Origin of the sequence: Pantoea sp. K16 (assembly GCF_048452805.1) — a bacterium.
Taxonomy (GTDB): Bacteria; Pseudomonadota; Gammaproteobacteria; order Enterobacterales; family Enterobacteriaceae; genus Pantoea; species Pantoea agglomerans.
The window spans coordinates 16,813-36,766 of record NZ_JBLWNV010000013.1; the positions used below are offsets into that span (position 1 = coordinate 16,813).

Here is a 19,954-nt window from a genome sequence, read left to right on the forward strand (position 1 = left end):
TAAACCCTTCCCGGTTTCATGCATTCTGAACACCGCTAAATTAGCCGTTTACAGAGCTTAGTAACGCTGGCAGGTATAGAGATAGGAGATCGGCCCACCGATAATATAGGTATTTTTATCAATCTTATCGACATCCAACTGCAGATGCGTTGGATCCAGCGTGATCTCTGCTAACAACTTATTAAAGATGACATCAGGGGTAGTATCAGTATTCGAAGTGACAACTTTGCTGATCTGATACTGGTAAGTATCATCGGAAATTTTAGCGCCATTGATTAATGCAACCCTTCTGTTAAGAATAGTAACACCGTCATTGCTCGTTGCCTGCCCATTCAGCAACAGATAGCCTGAATCCTTTTGATCAAAACGTAAATCCTGGGCAACAGCGAACTCAATTCGTTTATCGTCATTACGACTGAGATCGTAACGGCTAAATGCTGAGCAGCGAAAAGGAAAATCTTTGGCCTGATGTGTTAAGTAATAAACCCCTGCAAAAGTCACCATTAATAGCGCAGCCAGCATGAAGATAATATTAATACCAATGCTCCGCTTCATCCCATTCTCCAGTCAAGATAATAAAAATTGTCGCATGAGATGATATGACCATCGCTATTAATTTTACACGATGAAAGAATTGTTCTTCCGAAATTCTTAGTAGTAAAAGAGGTGTTTTTATCAAAAATAATCCGGTGACCCGCATCGCAGGTTTGATTATTTTCCCTTAGAATTTGCACTATTTGCTTACCCAATGCCTGTCGTTCAACCTCATCCAGACCCTGCAATAATACTGCTTCGCAGCCACCTTCAAGTTTTATTGGACTCATTGGAATAATTTGCTCGTCAGGACGCGATACCGTGAAATACCAGAGCACCATGCCCAGCACTATCAGAGCAACAGAAGCAAACCAGTATCGCCGGGTGACGTTAACGGACGTAGCTGGCAGCTGATTACCGGGCGGAGTGGCAGGCAGGACAACGTTTTCAGCAGACCCTTCAGTTATACTTCCTTCCGATATGTCATCAGTTAAAACTTCCGTCACCCCCATGACCGGGGCTGATTGACGTTCAATTTTAATATCGGTATTCAGGCGTATACCAATTTTCGGGATGGTGATAATCAGATTTTCACAGCCATAAGCCGCGAGTGCCCTGCGCACAATACTCAGATATTGATTCAGATTACTATTCGATCCACGCAGGCCATATTTATCCCAGACCTCGGTCAGCAACGTATCACGCGCCAGTATTTCTCCCCCGGAATTCAGTAACTGCTCAAAAAGCCGACCTGAAGAAATACTGAGGCTCAGCGACTCCTGAGTGGGAATGTGGCTAAGCGTGCAGTCATCAGAATTGTAAGAAACCTGATCATCGATTATGTAAATCATTAAGAAATCACTGAATTTCCGCTCATTTATCGACAGTATAATTCAGCTTATATGAAGAAGCACTACAGACGCGTTAATCAGGCGATTAAGGAAATTTTTACAGATTAGCCAGCAAAACAGGCCGGGCAGAGTGCGTCACTGCCCGGCAGCTGGCTAATAATTTAAGAAACGACGAAGAATCATAAAGTTAGCGGCAATTTTTATGGCTGATTAGCGGCAGCAAACTCCGCATAATTACTTTGTGTAATGGTTTTATAGGGGATCCAGTTCAGTGATTCGACTTTCTGTTTATCCAGTAACGCTTTCACGACTTTCACAGCGCCCGTCGCCTGCCCTCTCGCATCCTGGAAAATAGTCAGCGTCATCTTTCCATTTTTGACGAACTGCTGGCCATCTGGCGTGCCATCGATCCCGGCAACCAGAATGTGGCTGTTTTTCGCCTGATTCAGCGCCATAATCGCCCCGATAGCCATTTCATCATTATTGGCGGCGATTGCATCGATTGGTCGCTGATTAAGCAGCCAGCCCGAAACTACGTCTACCGCTTCATTACGCTGCCAGCGTGCAGTCTGTTTTTCGATTACCGCCATTTGCTTATATTTAGCGATCACCGCTTCAACAGCACGCGTCCGTTCCCGCGCTTCTTCATTTGATAATGCGCCCATTAAAATGGCGACATTGCCCCGATAGTTCATCTGTTTTGCCAGCGCTTCCATCTGCATCTCACCCCCCAGGGCAGAGTCAGAACCGACATAGGCCATACTGGACGGTAATTTCACTTCCGGTTTACGGTTAACAAACACCAGCGGAATGCCCGCCGCTTCTGCCGCTTTCACCATCGGCAGTACGCCCTGTGTATCGACCGGGTTGAGAATAATGGCATCCACGCCCTGATTGATAAAATCTTCAACCTGCTGTACCTGAAGAGCTACATCCCCTTTGGCATCGACGAACTGCCCATCCATTTTCAGCGCTTTTATCTCACCCACCATCTGCGTCCGCAGAATCGATACGAAGTTAAGATCGAAATTAGCCAGTGCGACACCGATTTTAGGTGTTTTAGCCCAGGCGGTAACGCTGATCATCAGGCTGAGCAGCAGTGCTAACATTTTGGTTTTCATCGCGTAATCCTGTAGGGTTTATTATTGATAGAACCGCCGGGCAACAGGCAAATACCCGGCGGCAGAGCTCACAACGTAAAGTGATCGCGGAACTGTGCCAGGGCTGTTTCGCTGTCGCCTTCGGCCCAGCCCTCCAGCGCAACGACGCCGCAATAGCCGACCTGCTCCAGCGCACGGGCAATGGCGCGATAGTTAATTTCCCCGGTGCCAGGCTGCATGCGCCCCGGCACATCAGCCACCTGGATTTCACCGATAGCGGGGCCGCAGCGTCGTATCAGCTCTATCAGGTTGCCCTCTCCAATCTGGGCGTGATAGAGGTCCAGATTCATCTTCAGTGCCGGGCTGTTGACCGCTTCGACCAGCGCCAGCGTATCGGCAGCCCGTGCGAACGGCGTACCCGGATGATCAACCGCCAGATTCAGGTTTTCGAGAGTAAATACCCGCCCGGCCTGCTCGCCGAGCGCAGCGACATGCCGCAGGGTGTCGGCCGCTTTAAGCCACATCTCACCAGTGACCACCTCAACCGGACGAACCGCCTGGCCGTGAGCATCCAGCCCGGTGCCATGCAGATTCAGGCTCGGGCAGTTCAGACGATCTGCAATCGCCAGTGAGGTTTCTGCGCTATGCAGCAACTCTGCAATCTCATCATCATCAGTCAGGTTACCGTTGAGGTAGCCGGTCATGGAGGTAAAACGCGCACCTGTCGCCACCAACGCGTCGATATCTTTGTTGGCCCAGTTCCAGATCTCCACGCCAAATCCCAGCGCATGAATCCGCTCAACACGCGCGATAAAAGGCAGTTCGAGAAACACCATCTCCGCACAGACTGAAAGCTGATAACCGGCCATTAGCGTTCTCCCAACAGAATGGGTTTGCGTTGCTGCACCGATTCAATACAGGCCAGCGCAATTTCCAGCGCGTTACGCGCATCAGTGCCAGTAGCGCGCGGCGTGTCACCGTGCAGAATCGCGCGGGCGAATTCTGCCATTTCAGCAACATAGGCCTCACGCAGCAGATCGGTATCCATTCGAGACGTTGCGATGGCAATACCCTCGGCGTGATAGCGCACACAGTTGTCCTGATTGATGTTGCCCGCCTGCAGCATACCTTTACTGCCAAAGACCTCACCGCGAACGTCATAACCGTAAACTGCCTGGAAGTTGGCTTCCGCAGTGGCAATGGCACCGTTATCAAAGCGGATGGTCACCACCGCGGTATCAAGTAATCCCTTATCTTTAAAATCGGGACGCACCAGCGCATCAGCCAGCGCATAGACCTCAACCGGCCGGGAACCCGGATTGAAGTGCAGCAGGGTGTCGAAGTCATGGATTAAGGTTTCAAGGAAGATGGTCCACAGCGGGATCGGGGCCGGATCGCGCAGGCCAGGGTCGCGTGTCACCGAACGGCTTAGCTGGGTGGTGCCATTGGTGCCTGCTCTGACAGCTTCAATAGCTGCGGCGAAGCCTGCATTGAATCGACGATTGAAGCCGACCTGCAACACAACGCCCGCATCCTGTGCGGAGGCAATAGCCCGATCTGCCTCATCCAGCGTTACCGCCATCGGTTTTTCGCAGAACACGTGCTTGCCAGCCCGGGCTGCAGCGATCACCAGTTCGGCGTGAGTGCGAGCCGGCGTAGCAATAGCAACGGCATCGATTTCGCTGTCATTGAGTAACGCCTGGATATCGGTATAGGCTTTCTCCACCCCCAGCCGGTCTGCCAGTTTCTGCGCTGCGCCGGGTTGCAGGTCGGCGACCGCTGTCAGCCGTGCCCCAGGCACCCGCAGCGCCAGATTCTCTGCATGAAAACTGCCCATGCGGCCAGCACCGATCAATCCCACTCGTACTGTTTTAAGGTTCATAACTGCTCCTGTTTTTTGTTGTCAGCCCAGTCAGGCTGAATAGGGTGTCCGGATGTCGCCTGCGCTTTGGCGGCAAAACGACGGGATTTTGAAAGCATCAGCGGCTCGATGTGCTCCAGTGAGATGCCTCGGGTTTCGGGCAGAAAACGTTTTACAAACCAGAAGGCCACCAGGCAGCCAGCGGCGCAGAGCATCAGTGGAAAAGCACCATGGAAGTGATCCATCAGCAAACGGCTACGGTTCATCATCGGGAAAGTCTGAGTAACGATGAAATTGGCGAGATACATCGAAGAAAAGGCGTAGCCCATCGCGACGGCACGAATCCGGTTGGGAAATATTTCAGAGATCAGTAGCCAGGCACCCAGACTCCATGACATACCAAAAATCAGTACGAACGCCACCAGGCCCACAACCGGCAGCAGGCCACCGATCTGCGCTATAAAGGCCCAGGCGGTAATCACCAGGCTGACAGCGCAACCCAGCGCTCCCCAGCGCAGCAGACGCGTCCGTCCCCAGCGATCCACTGCGTTCAGACAAAACGCTACTCCGACCAGCAGCGCCAGTCCGAGGAAAATGCTGTGATAGAGGGAGGTCTGTGTATCCGGTGAGATGTTCTGCAGCAGCGACGGTGCGTAATACAGCAGGATGTTGATGCCCGAAACCTGCTGCAGAATCGCAATCGCGCAGCCGATCAGCAGGATGTAACGCATTCTGGCGTCGCGGAGCAGACGGGTTCCCTGCTGACGGGTAACAGAATCCGCGTCCGGCGCACTGATTTCTGCCAGCAAACGCCGCGCATGTTCAGGCGTCGAAAGCCGGGTCAGCACTGCCAGCGCGCGTTCACGCTTGCCGTTTAACGCCAGCCAGCGTGGTGATTCCGGCATAAAGGGCACCAGTGCCAGAAACAGCAGGCAAGGCACCACACCCGACGCCAGCATCCAGCGCCAGCCTTCACTGACTATCCAGGCATGGGGCATACCGCGTGCAATCAGGTAGTTCACCACATAGACCGTGACCTGACCGCCAACCATCAGCATCTGCTGCAGCCCAAGCATGCGCCCTCGCCAGTCCTTAGGTGAGACCTCTGCGATATAGAGCGGCGTAATTGCCGACGCCATCCCGACCGCCAGGCCACCCACCAATCGGTAAATCACAAACCCGGTTAGTGAATCTGCCAGCGCAGAACCCACCGCAGACACGGCAAACAACAGCGCGGTGATCACCAGTGTAGGTTTACGCCCGATCCGATCTGAGATCGCGCCGACACAGCCAGCGCCGATGATACAGCCGAGGATGACATTTGAAACAGCCCATCCACTTTGCCACGGCGTTAGCGCAAGGTGTTCCGTTAATGGCTCAATAACGCCGGAAATCACTGAGGCGTCATAACCGAGGATCACCCCGCTCAATGAGGCGATGGAACAGATGAACAGCAACAACTTCAGATTATGTTTACGCATAACACCTTAACTTTCCCATTGTTTTTGACAGGTGAGAGTTAGTGTCAGCGTTGCAAAGTGGATGCCAGTTTTAAAGCGGGCTTTTATGTGAACGCGCTCGCAGATGGCACATCAGAATTGAAAATAAAATTTACATGTCAACTTAACATGTCATTAAAATGGACATTCCATCGACCACGGGAGAGTGAAATGCAATCTCTGCATGATTTGCTGCCTAATAAAGAAGAGAGCGATGCCATATTCAGCCTGCCGGAAGGCGGTGATGCGGCACAGTGGGAAGCTCGGTTTGCCCGGGGCTGGCAGGCATTTAGCCAGGGTGAACAGCCGCGCTGGATCCGCCGCAGTATTTTGCAGTCATGGAACCGCTCGCACGAACATGGCATCGATCCGGTATCTTTTGAGTACAGTGCCTCCGATCCAACGGAGCTGGCCGCCGTTCTGCGTCATAACAGTGAGCTGATTACTGTGGCGCATAGCGTGATGGAGAACCTGCTGGCTTACAATCCCGATGGTCATATCAATCTCACAGATGCGCAAGGCATCGTACTGAGTTTTTGCGGCAGCGACCTGACCCCGGTCGGCAGCATCCTGCGTGAGGAGGTACTCGGCACCAACTGCACCGCGCGCTGCCTGCGCGAGCAGCGGCTGGTCTATGTACTCAGCGGAGAAAACTGGAAAATCGCGCTGCGTGAACGTAACCGGCAGTGCGCCGCAGCTCCTATCCGTGATGCCAGCGGTCGTATGACCGGCGTACTGACGCTGACCGCCACGCCTGACAATTTCAGTGCCCATACGCTGGGCACCGTGCAGGCTGCCGCAGAGGCAATTGGCCAGCAACTCACCTTACGCCGTCTGCTGGCCGAGCAGCAGTCGATACTGGAGACCCTGAATGAGGGCGTTGTGGTCTGCGACCGCGACGGACGCATCAAAACCCTGAATCGCTACGCTCGTCAGATCTTTGCCGGTATTGATACCGACAACGCCCTAATCGATCAGGTGCTTCAGCCCCAGTCCGGTTCATTGCTCACACTACCCTGCTGTAATGACCGCGAGATGGTGTTCCGCCCCGATGGCAGACCCAGTGTTTCATGCCTGGTCTCGCTGATGCCGGCACCGGATGGCGGTCGCATCCTGTCGCTGCGGGAAAATCAGCGCATCCGTGCCATTACCCGTCGTGTGCTTGGCGTCAGCGCCAGCTATACCTTTGAGATGATTCGTGGTCAGGCACCCACGCTGCAGAAGGCTCTTCAGGATGCCCGCGCCAGCAGTCGCAGTGACAGTACCGTTCTGCTGACCGGTGAAAGCGGAACCGGTAAAGAGCTGTTTGCTCAGGCGATCCACAATGCCAGCAGCCGGGCGCATGAGTCCTTTGTCGCGGTTAACTGCGGCGCACTGCCGCGTGACCTGGTGCAGAGTGAGCTATTCGGCTACGTCGATGGCGCGTTCACCGGCTCACGGCGCGGCGGTTCGGCAGGTAAATTTGAGCTGGCCGACGGTGGCACGCTGTTTCTGGATGAAATTGGCGAGATGCCACTGGAGGCACAGACCAGCCTGCTGCGCGTGCTGCAGGAGAGTGAGGTGCTGCGCATCGGAGCGGCGCATCCGCTGAAAGTGGATGTCCGCATCGTGGCGGCAACCCATTGCGATCTGCTCAGTGCAGTGGAACAGGGTGCTTTCCGCCGTGACCTGTTCTATCGCCTCAATGTTATCTCCCTGACCATCCCTGCCCTGCGTGAACGCCAGAGCGACATTCCTGATCTGGTGAATACCTTCATTCACGCCCTGTGTCAGCGGCTGAATAAAACGCCTCCGCAGGTGAGCATTGAAGCAATGAACGCCCTGCAGGCATGGCACTGGCCCGGCAACGTGCGCGAGCTGGAAAATCTGGTCGAGCGGATCGTTAATCTTTGCCAGAGCAGCATCATCGACCTTGCCGATTTGCCGCCAGCGATGGTGACGCGCGCAGCCGAAAACAGACCAGCGGCCAGCAGCCTGTTGCAGGATAATGAACGAGCCTGCATCCTGCAGACCCTTCGCGCGCAGGGGGGTAATCTGCGGCAGTCCGCTAAGCTGCTGGGCATTTCTCGCACGGCGCTCTATAACAAGCTCAATCACTGGAATATCTCTATAGATACGCTGCGCCAATAACCGGCTGGTGGCACTCAGCAACACCAGCATACATTCAGCCCGTTCAAAATATGGCTTTTGATCGCAACAGGGCCTAAAATGTGACCACCCTTAACAGTGGTCACTGAATTTTTTCACCCACCTTTGATCTGCCAGGTTCTGACAATGACTCAATCCGTAACGGAAAATGGCACACGCGGCCCGGCCGGGCACAATGTGCGTGACCAGATTGTCGATGCTGCCATGCAGCACTTCGCGCATTATGGTTACGAAAAAACCACCGTCTCCGATCTCGCCCGTGCTATCGGCTTTTCCAAAGCGTATATCTACAAATTTTTTGAATCAAAACAGGCGATTGGCGAAGTGATCTGCTCCACCCGGCTGGCGATGATTATGCAGCACGTCGAAGTCGCTATCGCCGATGCGCCTGGAGCATCGGAACAACTGCGGCGACTGTTCCGCACGCTTTCCGTCACCGGCACTGAACTCTTTTTTCACGAACGTAAACTCTATGATATTGCTGCCGTCGCGTCGCGTGACCGCTGGCCGTCGGCGATGGCGCATGAAGAACGACTGCTCAGCCTGATTCAGCAGATCCTGCGCCGAGGGCGTGAAGCAGGTGAGTTTGAGCGTAAAACCCCGGCTGACGAAGCGGCGGAGGCAATCTATCGGGTGATCAAACCCTACGCCAGTCCGGTACTGCTGCAGTACAGCCTTGATGACGCTGAAGAAGCCTCTGCACAACTGGCAGCGCTGGTGTTACGTAGCCTTGCGCCCTGAACAATGCGCATGAAGTGACTATTGACTTATTTAGTCACAAGAGCAACGATAGCACTCTGTCTGGTTATCGCTCAGGATTCTGATGCTGCTAAGCTTATCTCTCTCTGCTCTATTCCATCCCTGCGTTCGTCCATCGCACCATTCTACGCAGGGTCTCACCTTCCGCGCTCAAGGCGTGTATCCATTGTCTGCGGCAGCATTTCAATCACTGTCCGGACTCTCTACGGGAGTAATCCAATGAGTCACTTAGCCTCATCACAACGCATTGTCATTACCGGCGCGGGCATCGTTTCGCCACTGGGTTGTGGCGTTGAAACCGTCTGGCGGCGATTAACGGCTGGAGAATCAGGTATACGTACCCTTCCCGATACGCTTACTGCTGGCACCGGTATTTCAGTAGGTGGCAGCGTGCCGGGCATCGATGAAGATCCGCTGGCAGGTTACGACCCCGAAGCGTTCATTGCGCCGAAAGTGCGTAAAAAGATGTCGCGCTTTATAGAATTCGCGCTGCTGGCAGCAGAAGAAGCGCTGAATCAGGCAGCCTGGCATCCTGAAGATGAGGCGACGCGTGAACGTACCGCGACGATTATTGCTTCAGGCGTCGGCGGCTTTGGTGCCATTGCCGACGCGGTGCGCACCACCGATGCACGCGGCCCGCGCAGGCTCTCACCCTTTACAGCACCTTCGTTTCTGGCCAACATGGCCGCGGGTCATGTCTCGATCAAACACGGCTTCACCGGCCCGCTGGGTGCGCCCGTTACCGCCTGTGCGGCGGGAGTTCAGGCAATTGGTGATGCAGCCAGGTTGATCAGAAGCGGTGAAGCGGACATTGCTATTTGTGGCGGCACAGAAGCGGCGCTTGATCGCGTCACGCTGGGCTGTTTCGCGGCTGCACGTGCGCTATGTGTGGGCTATGAAGATCAGCCGCACCATGCCTCACGTCCGTTTGATCGTGACAGAAACGGCTTTGTGATGGCCGAAGGTGCAGGCCTGCTGGTGATTGAGTCACTGGCCCATGCCGAAGCACGCGGCGCGACACCGCTGGCGGAGATTGTCGGCTATGGCACCAGCGCCGATGCATACCATTTAACCGCGGGTCCGGAGGATGGCAGCGGGGCTGCACGGGCGATGAGAACCGCCCTGCGTCAGGCGGGCATTAGCCCGGAAGACGTGCAGCATATCAACGCACACGCAACCTCAACTCAGGTTGGCGATCACGGTGAGCTGGCGGCTATTCGTGCAGTGTTTGGCGATGATTCGCAGGTCGCGATCGCCTCAACGAAATCCGCCACCGGCCATCTGCTGGGTGCGGCAGGCGGCGTTGAGGCGATATTCACCCTGATGGCGCTGCGGCAGCAGCTTATTCCGCCGACGCTGAACCTCCATCATCCCGATGAAGCCGCAGGCAATCTGGACCTGGTGGCGCTCAATGCACGTCCCACGGCGCTGACTTATGCCATGTCGAACGGTTTTGGTTTTGGCGGCGTCAACGCCAGTCTCCTGTTGCGTAAGTGGCAATGACTGCAGTGTGACGATTAAGCCCGCGCTGCCAGACACCCTCTTAGCGCGGGTAATACATCGGACGTCCTGAAAAATCATGCACAGCTGTTCCCTGTGTGCCGGGGTTTATCAAAACACCCTCTGTACAACACTCGCTTTATAAATCTGTACCTTTCCTGACAAAATTGCCTCCGCCAGCCCTCCTGCCCTTTTTCTTTCAGCACTACAATTAATCGGATGAAAACAACCTCAGAGAACGTTAATGAAGATTGCAGCTTTCGATATTGGTGGTACCTCTTTAAAAATGGGCGTGATTGATGAGCAGGGAAATATTCTGACCAGTGAGAGTGCTGATATTTCCCATAATTCACGCGACAAAATACTTGATGAGATCCTGGCCTGGCTGGAGAAAAATCCCGGCTGTGCTGGCATCGCCGTCAGCACGCCCGGTTATATTGATGCAGAAGCTGGATATATCGCCATGGGTGGCACCATTCGGGACTTCGACCAGTTTCATCTGAGCCAGTGGCTGACGGAAAAAACCTCACTGCCTGCCACGGTCGAAAATGACGCCCACTGCGCCTTACTGGCTGAACAGTGGCTGGGCAAAGCAAAAAAACTCAGTGATTTTCTGATGTTAACTATCGGCACAGGATTAGGCGGAGCGGCCTTCTGCAACGGCGCGCTGATCCGGGGCGGTCGTAACCGCGCGGGCGAGTTTGGCTGTCTGCTGACTTCGCGCCCCACCAGCAGCAATATTGAACGCCATACCATGAGCCAGAGTTGTACCATGACGGCGCTTCGGGAGAATTACAGCCAGCTCATCGAAAAATCTTCCGACGACGTCACGGGTAAAGATGTCTTTGACGCATACGATCGCAAAGAAGAAGCCGCGCAGCAGGTGGTGAATAAATTCTACCAGGATCTTGCAGCCTGCTTATATAACCTCTTCAGCGTGTTCGATCCGCAGATGATATTTATCGGTGGTGGAATTACCGAGCGGGAACCGTTCCTCGAGGAACTGGCAGAGCAACTGGCAAAATATGATCTTGATATCCGCATTGATACCGCGACCTACGGCAACGACTCCGGCATGTTGGGCGCAACCTGGAATTTCCTGCAGCGTCAGCCAGACAAATAATGGCTTGTAGTTCAGGACGTATGCAGGTTACACCTTTCTGATAATTATGATGATTTATCTGGTGCGGTATTCAAAACGATAACCCGGTCATGACCGGGTTTACTCTTGTTTATATTAGTGTCGTATTTGCGCCAGATCGTCTGACGTCAGGCCGGTCATTTCTATGACAGTTTTACGATCAAGGCCGTTTTGTAGCATAGTGCGCGCAATTTTCAGGGTAGCTTCACGCTGTCCTTCAGTACGACCTTTCTCAATACCACGCCGTTCACCAAGCTCGATACCTTCTGCGCGACCTTTTTCGATCCCTTTTTGTTCAAGCTGCTGTGCGATGGTCATCAGTGCGTCTCCGTGTTGTGGCACCCGCTGTGCCAGTTCGCGAACGAAAGCTTCGTAGTCAGCTGACTCACCAGCCTGCAGTAAATAGTGTATCAGCGTCATCACCTGGGGTGAAGAAAGATAATCGGCCATGAGTAGCGTGACCAGATGGTCAGTCAGGCTTGCAATGTCGCGTTGATGAATATGTTTCTGCAAAAGCGTCAGGGCGGCCATACTGCGATGAGTCATGATCTCATCATCCGGGATGACCGTAATGTCCACCAGCGGGAAGGCGCCTCTATAAAGGCTTTCCGCCACTACCGGATCATCAAATTCGTCGAACCAGCGGGTCGACCACGGATAGGGAGTGCGCTTACCGGTATAGAACAGTACAGGTATGACTAAAGGCAGCTTTTTATGGCCAGCTTCAAGGTGGCGCTGCATAGCGGCTACCGCATAACGTATCAGGCGGAATGCCATATGCCTGTCAGGGGTGGATTGGTGTTCAATCAGAACATGAATATATCCGTCACCGGTTGAGGTTCTGAGACTGTACAAAACGTCACTGAAGTATTGACGCAAATCGTCTTCAACAAATGATCCGGACTCAAGCTTCAGTGTGGTGAGATCGCAGATTTTAAGCAATTTCTCCGGAAGGTGGATTTGCATAAAATCTCTGGCAACATCCGGATGCGTAAGAAACTGTCTAAAAGTAGCATCATGAGGTGTAGCACTATTTTTATTTTTCATCAGTTCAGCCCCTGTAAATTCCATGCGCTGCTACCACAGCGAAGAGGCTATCTTAATAGATCACATTTTAATTTATAATATTTAAATCTTGCCCAATCCATATAGATTAACTACACCAATGCTCTTTTAAAAAATTTATTAGCAAGATGCATTATGACGCAATCTAAATTAACCACCTTAATCAATTTATATAGCGATAATTAAAACATCCGGATGTACCCGAAACTTCTAACGCTGACCATTAATGTCTGAACCGCTTTACGAAAAGTTAATTTTCTATTTAAGTCACGGCATAACCAGCCCGATCACGCTGTTTATACCGCTCGCTCCCTATCCCCGTCCCGGCGCATCCAACAGGCTAAGCGCCACGCCTGTCAGGGTATAGACCACGACATACAACAGAATCAGTGCCGCAAGCAAAAGGCGGTGGCTGCGCATCTCACTTTTCTTCATGGTGCCATTCAGAAGGTGTAGCTCAATGCCAGGGTGGCCGATGCGCCGTTGTGCCGTGCAACGATGGGGCTATCTGAAGCATGCTTATCCAGCCAGCTGTAGTCACCGATCACACTGGCAGCCCAGGCAGGCGTGAACTGATGGCTCCAGGTCAGGCTGGTATCGGTGCCATAAAATCCACCCGCGGCGTCGTACCGTTCAAATCCGCTGCGCGCACTTTGCTTGCTGTTAACGCCATACCAGGTATTCATATAACGCCCGTCGCCAAACAGTCCCGCCACCTGCAGTGCCACGGTATCGTCACTGGTCTGCCAGGGGATCAGGGTTACGGAAGTCCGGTACTGCACACCCTGACTATCACTTAATGGCAGCGTCGCTTTGCCCTCCAGCACCAGCCACGGCGTTACCGACCATCCCAGCGCCAGCGCGGTGTTCATCGTTGCGTCGATGTTCCCCATGCCTCTGAGCCGGTCATCCCCATCTCGCCAGGATGAATTCTGGTCAGAACGGCCCAGCCCGTAGCCCAGCGTATGTTCCAGATACAGTCCATTATCTGCCTGCAGGTCATAGCCAATGCCTTTCTGTGAGTCTAAAAAGAAGGCCCCGTCGCGTGCCTGGATCACCGGCATCAGCTGCCAGTGCTGCTTATCGGCGCCGCTATAGCGTGGTGCATTGATACCTGCAATGCCCAGCGTGACGCTTGGCGGCGGCGTAGTCTCATCAGCCATGGCAGTCGCGGCACTGAATCCCAGCGAAAAACAGACCATGTGCAGCATTATTTTTCCGGTTATCATCACGTTTCCTCATTATCACATCAGGTGCGGAGCTGAGGGGTTCAGAGCCGCGTCAATGGCCGGAGTATGCGAGGCGAGTGTCAATTAACGACCAGGGATTTATGAAGAAACAGTCAAGGTGATCCGAAAATGCAGTCAAAACGTGTACTGATTATTGAAGATGATGCTGATGCGGCGGGCGTACTTGAGGCCTACCTGAAACGTGAAAATTATGAGGTCATGATTGCCGGTGATGGGCCAGGCGGGCTGGATGCCGCCAGACGCTGGCAGCCCGATCTGATCCTGCTGGATATCATGCTGCCCGGCATGAACGGCACTGAAGTGCTGGCAGCGCTGCGACGTCGTGACGATACCCCGGTGATCATGGTAACCGCGATGGGTGATGCGCCGGACCGCATCGGCGCACTGCGCTATGGCGCGGATGACTACGTGGTCAAACCCTATCATCCGGGCGAAGTGGTGGCGCGCGTTCAGGCAGTACTGCGCCGTAGCCAGCAGAGTCAGGTACCCGCTGCAGAAACCCTGCGCTGGGCGGGTTTAGTGGTGGACCCGGTGGCGCTCACCGCAGTGGTCGATAGCGACAGTGCTTCACCGCGCCGCCTCGATCTGACACCGACCGAATTTTCCCTGTTGGTCACCCTGATGCGCGCTCCGACGCGTCCGTTTACCCGCCTGTTTCTGTTGGAGCACTGTCTGCCGGAAAGCGATGCGCTTGAGCGGGTGGTCGATACCCACGTCTATAACCTGCGTCGCAAACTGGAAGCCGCGGGCATCTCTGATGTCTTACCGGCAGTGCGCAGCGTCGGTTACCGGTTCAGACAGCCATGAAGAACGATACGCATACTTCATTGTGGCGCTGGATCTGCATCCGGGTGCTGTTTCTGGCGATTGGCAGCGTGGTGCTCATTGCCATCTGTATGTGGCTGCGCTTCGCAGTGCAAGCGTACTGGGTCTATTACCGGATGCCGCCCGCGCTGCTGGATGAGTTCACCCGGTTGCGCCACCACCCTGCCAGCGATCCGGCACGCTTTCATCAGATTATGGACCAGTGGTGGGGCATCAACTTCTCCGATCCGTCGCTGGCCTCGTCGGACTGGCTTACCGTGATCGTGCTGGTCGTGGTAACGATTCCGTTTATGGTGCTGATGGCGCTGCGTTTCGCCCGTCCGCTGTCGGCGCAGTTCAGCCAGCTGGCTACCGCGGCGCGAGCGGTTTCAAAAGGCGAATTTGGCCGATCGGCGGTAATCGTAAAAGAAGCCCCACAGGAGCTGGTGCGCTTTACCGAAGATTTTAATCAGATGACGCAGCAGCTGGCGCGTTACGAGCGTGAGCTGCGCACCTCGCATGTGGCGATGGCGCATGAGCTTCGCTCGCCACTTACGGCGGCGATGGGCCGCCTGCAGGGGATTCTGGATGGCGTCTTTCCTGCCGAACCGCAACAGCTGGCAATGATCATGAAGCAACTGACGCAGCTCAGTCGCCTGACAGACGAACTGCATCTCTTGTCGCTGGCGGATGCCGGGCAGCTTACCCTGAACCGCGAGTGGTTTAATCTCAGCGAGTTACTGCGCGAGCGCTCCGGCTGGCTTCTGCCGCAGGCAGAACAGGCGGGGATTGCCATCAGCGTGACATCACCCAACGATCTGCGGCTGTATGCCGATACCTTCCGGCTGGGCCAGGTAGTGACCATCATCTGTGAGAATGCAATGCGCTACGCTGCCGACGGTGGCGCGTTGCTGATCACGGCCAGCCAGAACGATCAGGCGATCATAATGACCTTCCGCGATTATGGTCAGGGTGTGGAGCCGGACTTCCTGCCGCAATTGTTTGACCGCTTTACCCGCGCTGACTCCTCACGCGCCCGCCACTCCGGCGGCAGCGGTCTGGGACTGTCGATTGCCAAAGCGATTGTCGAGGCGCACGGCGGGTCGCTTCACGCCACACTGCCCGCCGACGGCGGTCTGCTGATCGGGATAACGCTGCCGACGAGATAAATTGTTCTGGCTTGACCATTTCTTGATGGTTCATGGAACGTTTCTGGACACATGCCGGGTTCAATGAGCACAACTCATTAAAGGAACCCGGTTATGACAGACTTCTTATCGGATGCTGCCCGCCAGGTGTGGCGTCATCTCTTCGGTATTCACATCTTTGCGCCGATCATCTTCGTGCTGCTCGGGGTATTCATCATGACCGGTTGCCGGGACAATAGTTCTGCTCCGCCTGCCGCCCCGCTCCGCCCGGTTAAATCGGTGATTGCTCCACCGCTCAGCAGTGATGCATCGCTGGTGCTGACTGGCGAAATCCGCGCTCATGAAGAGGTCGCGCTAGCCTTCAGACTGGATGGCCGGGTGGTGAGCCGTGCGGTTGAGCTGGGCGATCGCGTCAGCGCCGGGCAATCGCTGGCAGCGCTGGAAAATGATCAGTCACGCAATCAGCTAAGCAGCGCACGGGCCGATCTCGACAGCGCACGCGCCGCCGAACGGGTCGCCGCGCTTAACCTGCATCGGATGCGGCTGCTGATGCCCGGAGGGGCCATCGCCCGCAGCCAGCTGGACAGCGCCCAGGCGGACTGGCAGAGTGCACAGTCCCGCCGTCTCAGCAGCGAAGCGGCTCTGAAAAATGCCCAGGATAACCTCAGCTGGACTCAGCTGACTGCGCCTGCAGCAGGCCGGATCACCGCCATCACGGTTCAGCCAGGTCAGGTGGTCAGCGCCGGACAAAATGTGATGACGCTGGCAGCAGGGGATGCACGCGATGCGGTGTTTGACCTGACAACGCCTGCGCTGCTGCATCCTGATGATCGGACACCGCTGAAAGTAACGCTGCTCGCCGATCCCGGCGTGCAGGCCAGTGGCACAGTGCGTGACATCAGCCCGCAGGCCGATCCACAGACCCGCACATGGCGGCTGCGCATCTCACTGAATCAGCCGCCTGAGGCGATGGCACCCGGTGCCACAGTCATTGTCACCCTTCCCGATGCGCAGCCGCCGGTCATCGCCCTGCCCGCCAGCGCCCTGACCCGCTCCGCAGACAAACCCGCGCTGCTGGTCGTTGATGCGGCGTCACGCCTGCAGCTTCGTCCGGTAGTGCTGGCCCGCTTTAACGCGCAGCAAATCTTCGTCACTGCCGGGATCAAGCCGGGAGAGCGCGTCGTCACCGCCGGAGTCAGCACCCTGCAACCTGGCGAAAAAGTGGCGCTTTCGCAGGAGGCTCCATGAAAAAAACGTCTGGCTTTAACCTCTCCGGCTGGGCGCTGGCGCATCAGCAACTGGTGATCTTTTTCATGCTGCTGGTCATGGCGGCGGGTGTGCTGAGCTATGAACATCTGTCACGCAATGAAGACCCGGCGTTTACTATCAAAACCGCCGTAATATCAGCCCAATGGCCAGGCGCTAATGTGAACACCACGGTGCAACTGCTCACTGACGTACTGGAACAGAAAGTGCAGGAGATCCCGTCGCTGGATGCGGTTGAGAGCGAAACCCGCGCCGGACAAACCGTCATCTATGTCAACCTGCGCGATGACACGCCGCCCTCTCAGGTGGCCGGCATCTGGTACCAGCTGCGTAAAAAGATGCAGGATGTTGCCCCTTCACTGCCGCAGGGCGTGCAGGGTCCGGCCGTTAACGACGAATTTGATGACACCTTCGGCACCATTTATGGCTTCACGGCGGAGGGTTTTACCGCCAGAGAGCTACGCGACCGGGTCGATAACCTGCGTCGCAATCTGGCCAGTCTGCCCGACATCGGTAAAACCAGCCTGTTAGGTGTACAGGAGCAGCAGGTGGTTATCGCCTTTTCGCCGCGCAAGCTGAACGGCATGGGGCTCGATTTACAGCAGGTCAGCGACGCCATTAAAGCTCAGAACGATGTCGTCCCGGCGGGCAGCCTGCGTACCGACCGCGAGAATATTGCGCTGCGGGTCAGCGGCACCCTGACTTCGGTTGAAAATCTGCGGGCGATTACCCTGCATATCGGTGAGCGTTTTATTCCGCTGACCGATCTGGCCACCATCAGCCTGCAACCTGCCGAACCTCCGGCGCCGACGTTTAGAGTTAACGGCGTTCCGGCTATCGGGCTGGCGATCTCCATGGCCGGCAGCGGCAACATGCTCGATTTCGGTCAGCAGCTCAGTCAGCGCATGCAGATGCTGGCCGGTCAGTTACCGCACGGTATTACTATGACCCGCGTGGCCGACCAGTCTTCCGTGGTGAAAAACGCGGTCAGCGGCTTTGTCCGGATACTGGGCGAAGCAGTCGTCATCGTGTTAGCCGTCTCCTTTGTCTCGCTGGGACTGCGTGCCGGTCTGGTCGTTGCGGCGGCGATCCCGCTGGTACTGGCAATGACCTTTACCGGCATGTTAATGGCAGGCATCGGACTCCAGCGCATCTCGCTTGGCGCGCTAATCATCGCGCTGGGGCTGCTGGTGGATGATGCCATGATCACCGTCGAGGCAATGGTGGCGCGACTGGAAGCGGGCGACAGCAAATGGCAGGCCGCCACCTATGCGTTTAAAACCACCGCCTTTCCGATGCTGACCGGTACGCTGGTAATGATCGCCGGGTTCATTCCGGTCGGGTTCGCCGCCTCCAGTGCCGGAGAGTATTGCTACTCATTGTTTGTGGTGATTACCCTGGCGCTGCTCTGCTCGTGGGTCGTCGCGGTCATCTTCTCTCCGCTCACCGGCTGCTGGCTGCTGTCGGCCAGGCACATCAAGGCCGATAAGCCGCCGGGCGTGCTGACGCGCAGCTATCACCGGCTGCTGGAGGTGATTCTGCGTCACCGGCTGGTGACGATTGGCACAGCGATGGCGGTGCTGCTGGTCAGCCTTTACGCCACCACTTTTATGCAGGGTGAGTTTTTCCCTGCATCGGATCGCCCCGAGCTGCTGGTCAGCCTGACGCTTCCCGCCAGTGCAGCCCAGGCTGAAACCACCCGCCGTACCGCACAGCTGGAACAGATGCTGCGCAACGATCGGGATGTGGCGAACTACACCAGCTACGTTGGCTCGGGCGCAATACGCTTTTATCTGCCGATGGATGTGCTGCTGGATAATGAAAACATCGCGCAGCTGGTGGTGGTGGCGAAAGATCTGGCGGCACGCGATCGGCTGCGCAGCAGGCTGGAGCAGAAGCTGGCGGTGGATTTCAGTGATATCACTACCCGGGTATCGCCGCTGGAGCTGGGTCCACCGGTCGGCTGGCCGCTGAAATATCGCATCACCGGCCCGGATAATGCCAGGGTGCGGCAGGCGGCCGATCGGCTGGCGGCACTGATCGCCCGCTCACCGCTGACTCGCGAGGTCAATCTTACCGCCGGAGAGCCAGAACGGGTCATGACGCTGGCGGTGAACCAGACTGCAGCCCGCGCAGCCGGACTCTCTTCCGAAACGATAGCCACCGCACTGAATACTCTGATGTCCGGCAGCGTGGTGACCACCCTGCGCGATCGTAACCGCCTGATCGACGTCGTGCTGCGCAGCAATGACCCGGAGCGGCAGGACACTGACACACTGGCAGGATTAATGATCACCAATGCCAGCGGACAGAAAATCCCACTGCGACAGGTAGCAACGCTGAACTGGGGAGTGGATGACCCGGTGATATGGCGACGTCAGCGGCTGGCTTACATCACCGTACAGACCGATATTGCGCCCGGTCAGCGGGCTGAACAGGTCTCGCAGCAGCTCGCACCAGCCGTCGCCGCCCTGCGCGCCTCGCTGCCGGCCGGATACGGTATTGAAGAAGGTGGCGTGGCAGCCGAATCGGATAAAGGCAACGGTTCAGTGTTTGCTCTGCTGCCGGTGACGATCTGCGTCATGCTGGTCTTGCTGATGATTCAGCTGCAACGTTTCTCCGGCATGCTGCTGGCACTGAGCATGGCACCGTTTGGCCTGCCCGGCATCGTATCCGCGATGCTGCCGGCTGGCACACCGCTGGGGTTCGTGGCGCTGCTGGGGATTATTGCCCTGGCGGGGATCATCATCCGCAACGCGGTGATCATGATCAGTGAAGTCGATGCGAATAGCCGGGCCGGCCTGACCGCGGGTGAGGCAATCCGGCAGGCTGCCCATCACCGTGCGCGTCCCATTCTGCTGACCGCCTGTGCGGCAATACTCGGCATGATCCCCATCGCCAATCAGGTTTTCTGGGGGCCAATGGCACTGGCGATTATTGGCGGTCTGGTCAGCGGTACGCTGGTGACGCTCACGGTGCTGCCCGCCGCGTTAAGTCTGTTGATGCAGCGCGGTTCACGTTAAAACAA

17 protein-coding genes are annotated in these 19,954 nt (G+C 55.9%); 8 read left to right on the top strand and 9 right to left on the bottom strand.

Going from position 1 to position 19,954, the window contains the following annotated elements; translation table 11 throughout:
- Positions 1–57 precede the first annotated feature (57 nt).
- From ACK13D_RS17090 to ACK13D_RS17115, 6 genes are all read right to left on the bottom strand, one after another.
- The gene (locus tag ACK13D_RS17090; protein WP_418796926.1) at positions 58–555 is read right to left on the bottom strand and encodes a FidL-like protein; all 498 of its coding nucleotides are present in this window, start codon (positions 553–555) and stop codon (positions 58–60) included.
- Entirely contained in the window at positions 552–1,385 is an 834-nt protein-coding gene (locus ACK13D_RS17095; protein ID WP_418796927.1) for a winged helix-turn-helix domain-containing protein, read from the bottom strand. Before ACK13D_RS17095 ends, ACK13D_RS17090 begins: the two co-directional genes overlap by 4 nt.
- Before the next feature lie 200 nt (positions 1,386–1,585).
- Complete coding sequence (locus ACK13D_RS17100) at positions 1,586–2,506, bottom strand: substrate-binding domain-containing protein (protein ID WP_418796929.1); 921 nt, start codon at positions 2,504–2,506, stop codon at positions 1,586–1,588.
- A 68-nt stretch (positions 2,507–2,574) separates the two neighbouring features.
- The gene (locus ACK13D_RS17105) at positions 2,575–3,354 is read right to left on the bottom strand and encodes a TIM barrel protein (protein WP_061703027.1); all 780 of its coding nucleotides are present in this window, start codon (positions 3,352–3,354) and stop codon (positions 2,575–2,577) included.
- A complete protein-coding gene (locus ACK13D_RS17110; protein WP_418796931.1) occupies positions 3,354–4,367 on the bottom strand; it encodes a Gfo/Idh/MocA family oxidoreductase in 1,014 nt (337 codons plus the stop codon). The genes ACK13D_RS17105 and ACK13D_RS17110 overlap by 1 nt, the downstream gene beginning before the upstream one ends.
- Positions 4,364–5,827, bottom strand: coding sequence for a sugar porter family MFS transporter (locus tag ACK13D_RS17115; protein WP_022624199.1), 1,464 nt, complete (start codon positions 5,825–5,827; stop codon positions 4,364–4,366). The genes ACK13D_RS17110 and ACK13D_RS17115 overlap by 4 nt, the downstream gene beginning before the upstream one ends.
- Before the next feature lie 189 nt (positions 5,828–6,016).
- Between ACK13D_RS17115 and ACK13D_RS17120 the strand changes: the two genes are divergently transcribed.
- From ACK13D_RS17120 to ACK13D_RS17135, 4 genes are all read left to right on the top strand, one after another.
- Entirely contained in the window at positions 6,017–7,975 is a 1,959-nt protein-coding gene (locus ACK13D_RS17120) for a sigma-54-dependent Fis family transcriptional regulator (protein ID WP_033786420.1), read from the top strand.
- A 144-nt stretch (positions 7,976–8,119) separates the two neighbouring features.
- Positions 8,120–8,734: a TetR/AcrR family transcriptional regulator gene (locus tag ACK13D_RS17125; RefSeq protein ID WP_010671991.1), complete on the top strand. Its 615-nt coding sequence runs from the start codon at positions 8,120–8,122 to the stop codon at positions 8,732–8,734.
- Positions 8,735–8,971: 237 nt separating this feature from the next.
- Positions 8,972–10,255, top strand: a complete 1,284-nt coding sequence (fabF, locus tag ACK13D_RS17130; RefSeq protein ID WP_418796933.1) for a beta-ketoacyl-ACP synthase II — start codon at positions 8,972–8,974, stop codon at positions 10,253–10,255.
- A 241-nt stretch (positions 10,256–10,496) separates the two neighbouring features.
- Positions 10,497–11,375, top strand: coding sequence for an ROK family protein (locus tag ACK13D_RS17135; protein WP_010256830.1), 879 nt, complete (start codon positions 10,497–10,499; stop codon positions 11,373–11,375).
- Positions 11,376–11,489: 114 nt separating this feature from the next.
- Here ACK13D_RS17135 and ACK13D_RS17140 read toward each other — a convergent pair whose 3' ends face one another.
- The 3 genes from ACK13D_RS17140 to ACK13D_RS17150 all read right to left on the bottom strand — a co-directional run bounded on the left by ACK13D_RS17140 (position 11,490) and on the right by ACK13D_RS17150 (position 13,687).
- Positions 11,490–12,440, bottom strand: coding sequence for an Rpn family recombination-promoting nuclease/putative transposase (locus ACK13D_RS17140; RefSeq protein ID WP_029519683.1), 951 nt, complete (start codon positions 12,438–12,440; stop codon positions 11,490–11,492).
- Between the two features lie 330 nt (positions 12,441–12,770).
- Positions 12,771–12,893: a hypothetical protein gene (locus ACK13D_RS17145; RefSeq protein ID WP_254920079.1), complete on the bottom strand. Its 123-nt coding sequence runs from the start codon at positions 12,891–12,893 to the stop codon at positions 12,771–12,773.
- 8 nt (positions 12,894–12,901) lie between these two features.
- Complete coding sequence (locus tag ACK13D_RS17150) at positions 12,902–13,687, bottom strand: MipA/OmpV family protein (RefSeq protein WP_418796936.1); 786 nt, start codon at positions 13,685–13,687, stop codon at positions 12,902–12,904.
- A 129-nt stretch (positions 13,688–13,816) separates the two neighbouring features.
- On the opposite strand from ACK13D_RS17150, the gene ACK13D_RS17155 reads away from it, so the two are divergent.
- The 4 genes from ACK13D_RS17155 to ACK13D_RS17170 all read left to right on the top strand — a co-directional run bounded on the left by ACK13D_RS17155 (position 13,817) and on the right by ACK13D_RS17170 (position 19,949).
- Positions 13,817–14,515 (top strand): response regulator, encoded by a 699-nt coding sequence (locus ACK13D_RS17155; RefSeq protein WP_010256840.1) that lies wholly within the window; start codon positions 13,817–13,819, stop codon positions 14,513–14,515.
- A complete protein-coding gene (locus ACK13D_RS17160) occupies positions 14,512–15,681 on the top strand; it encodes a sensor histidine kinase (RefSeq protein ID WP_158132438.1) in 1,170 nt (389 codons plus the stop codon). The genes ACK13D_RS17155 and ACK13D_RS17160 overlap by 4 nt, the downstream gene beginning before the upstream one ends.
- A gap of 93 nt (positions 15,682–15,774) precedes the next feature.
- Positions 15,775–16,908, top strand: a complete 1,134-nt coding sequence (locus tag ACK13D_RS17165) for an efflux RND transporter periplasmic adaptor subunit (RefSeq protein ID WP_010256842.1) — start codon at positions 15,775–15,777, stop codon at positions 16,906–16,908.
- A complete protein-coding gene (locus tag ACK13D_RS17170) occupies positions 16,905–19,949 on the top strand; it encodes an efflux RND transporter permease subunit (protein ID WP_236352569.1) in 3,045 nt (1,014 codons plus the stop codon). The genes ACK13D_RS17165 and ACK13D_RS17170 overlap by 4 nt, the downstream gene beginning before the upstream one ends.
- Positions 19,950–19,954 lie beyond the last annotated feature (5 nt).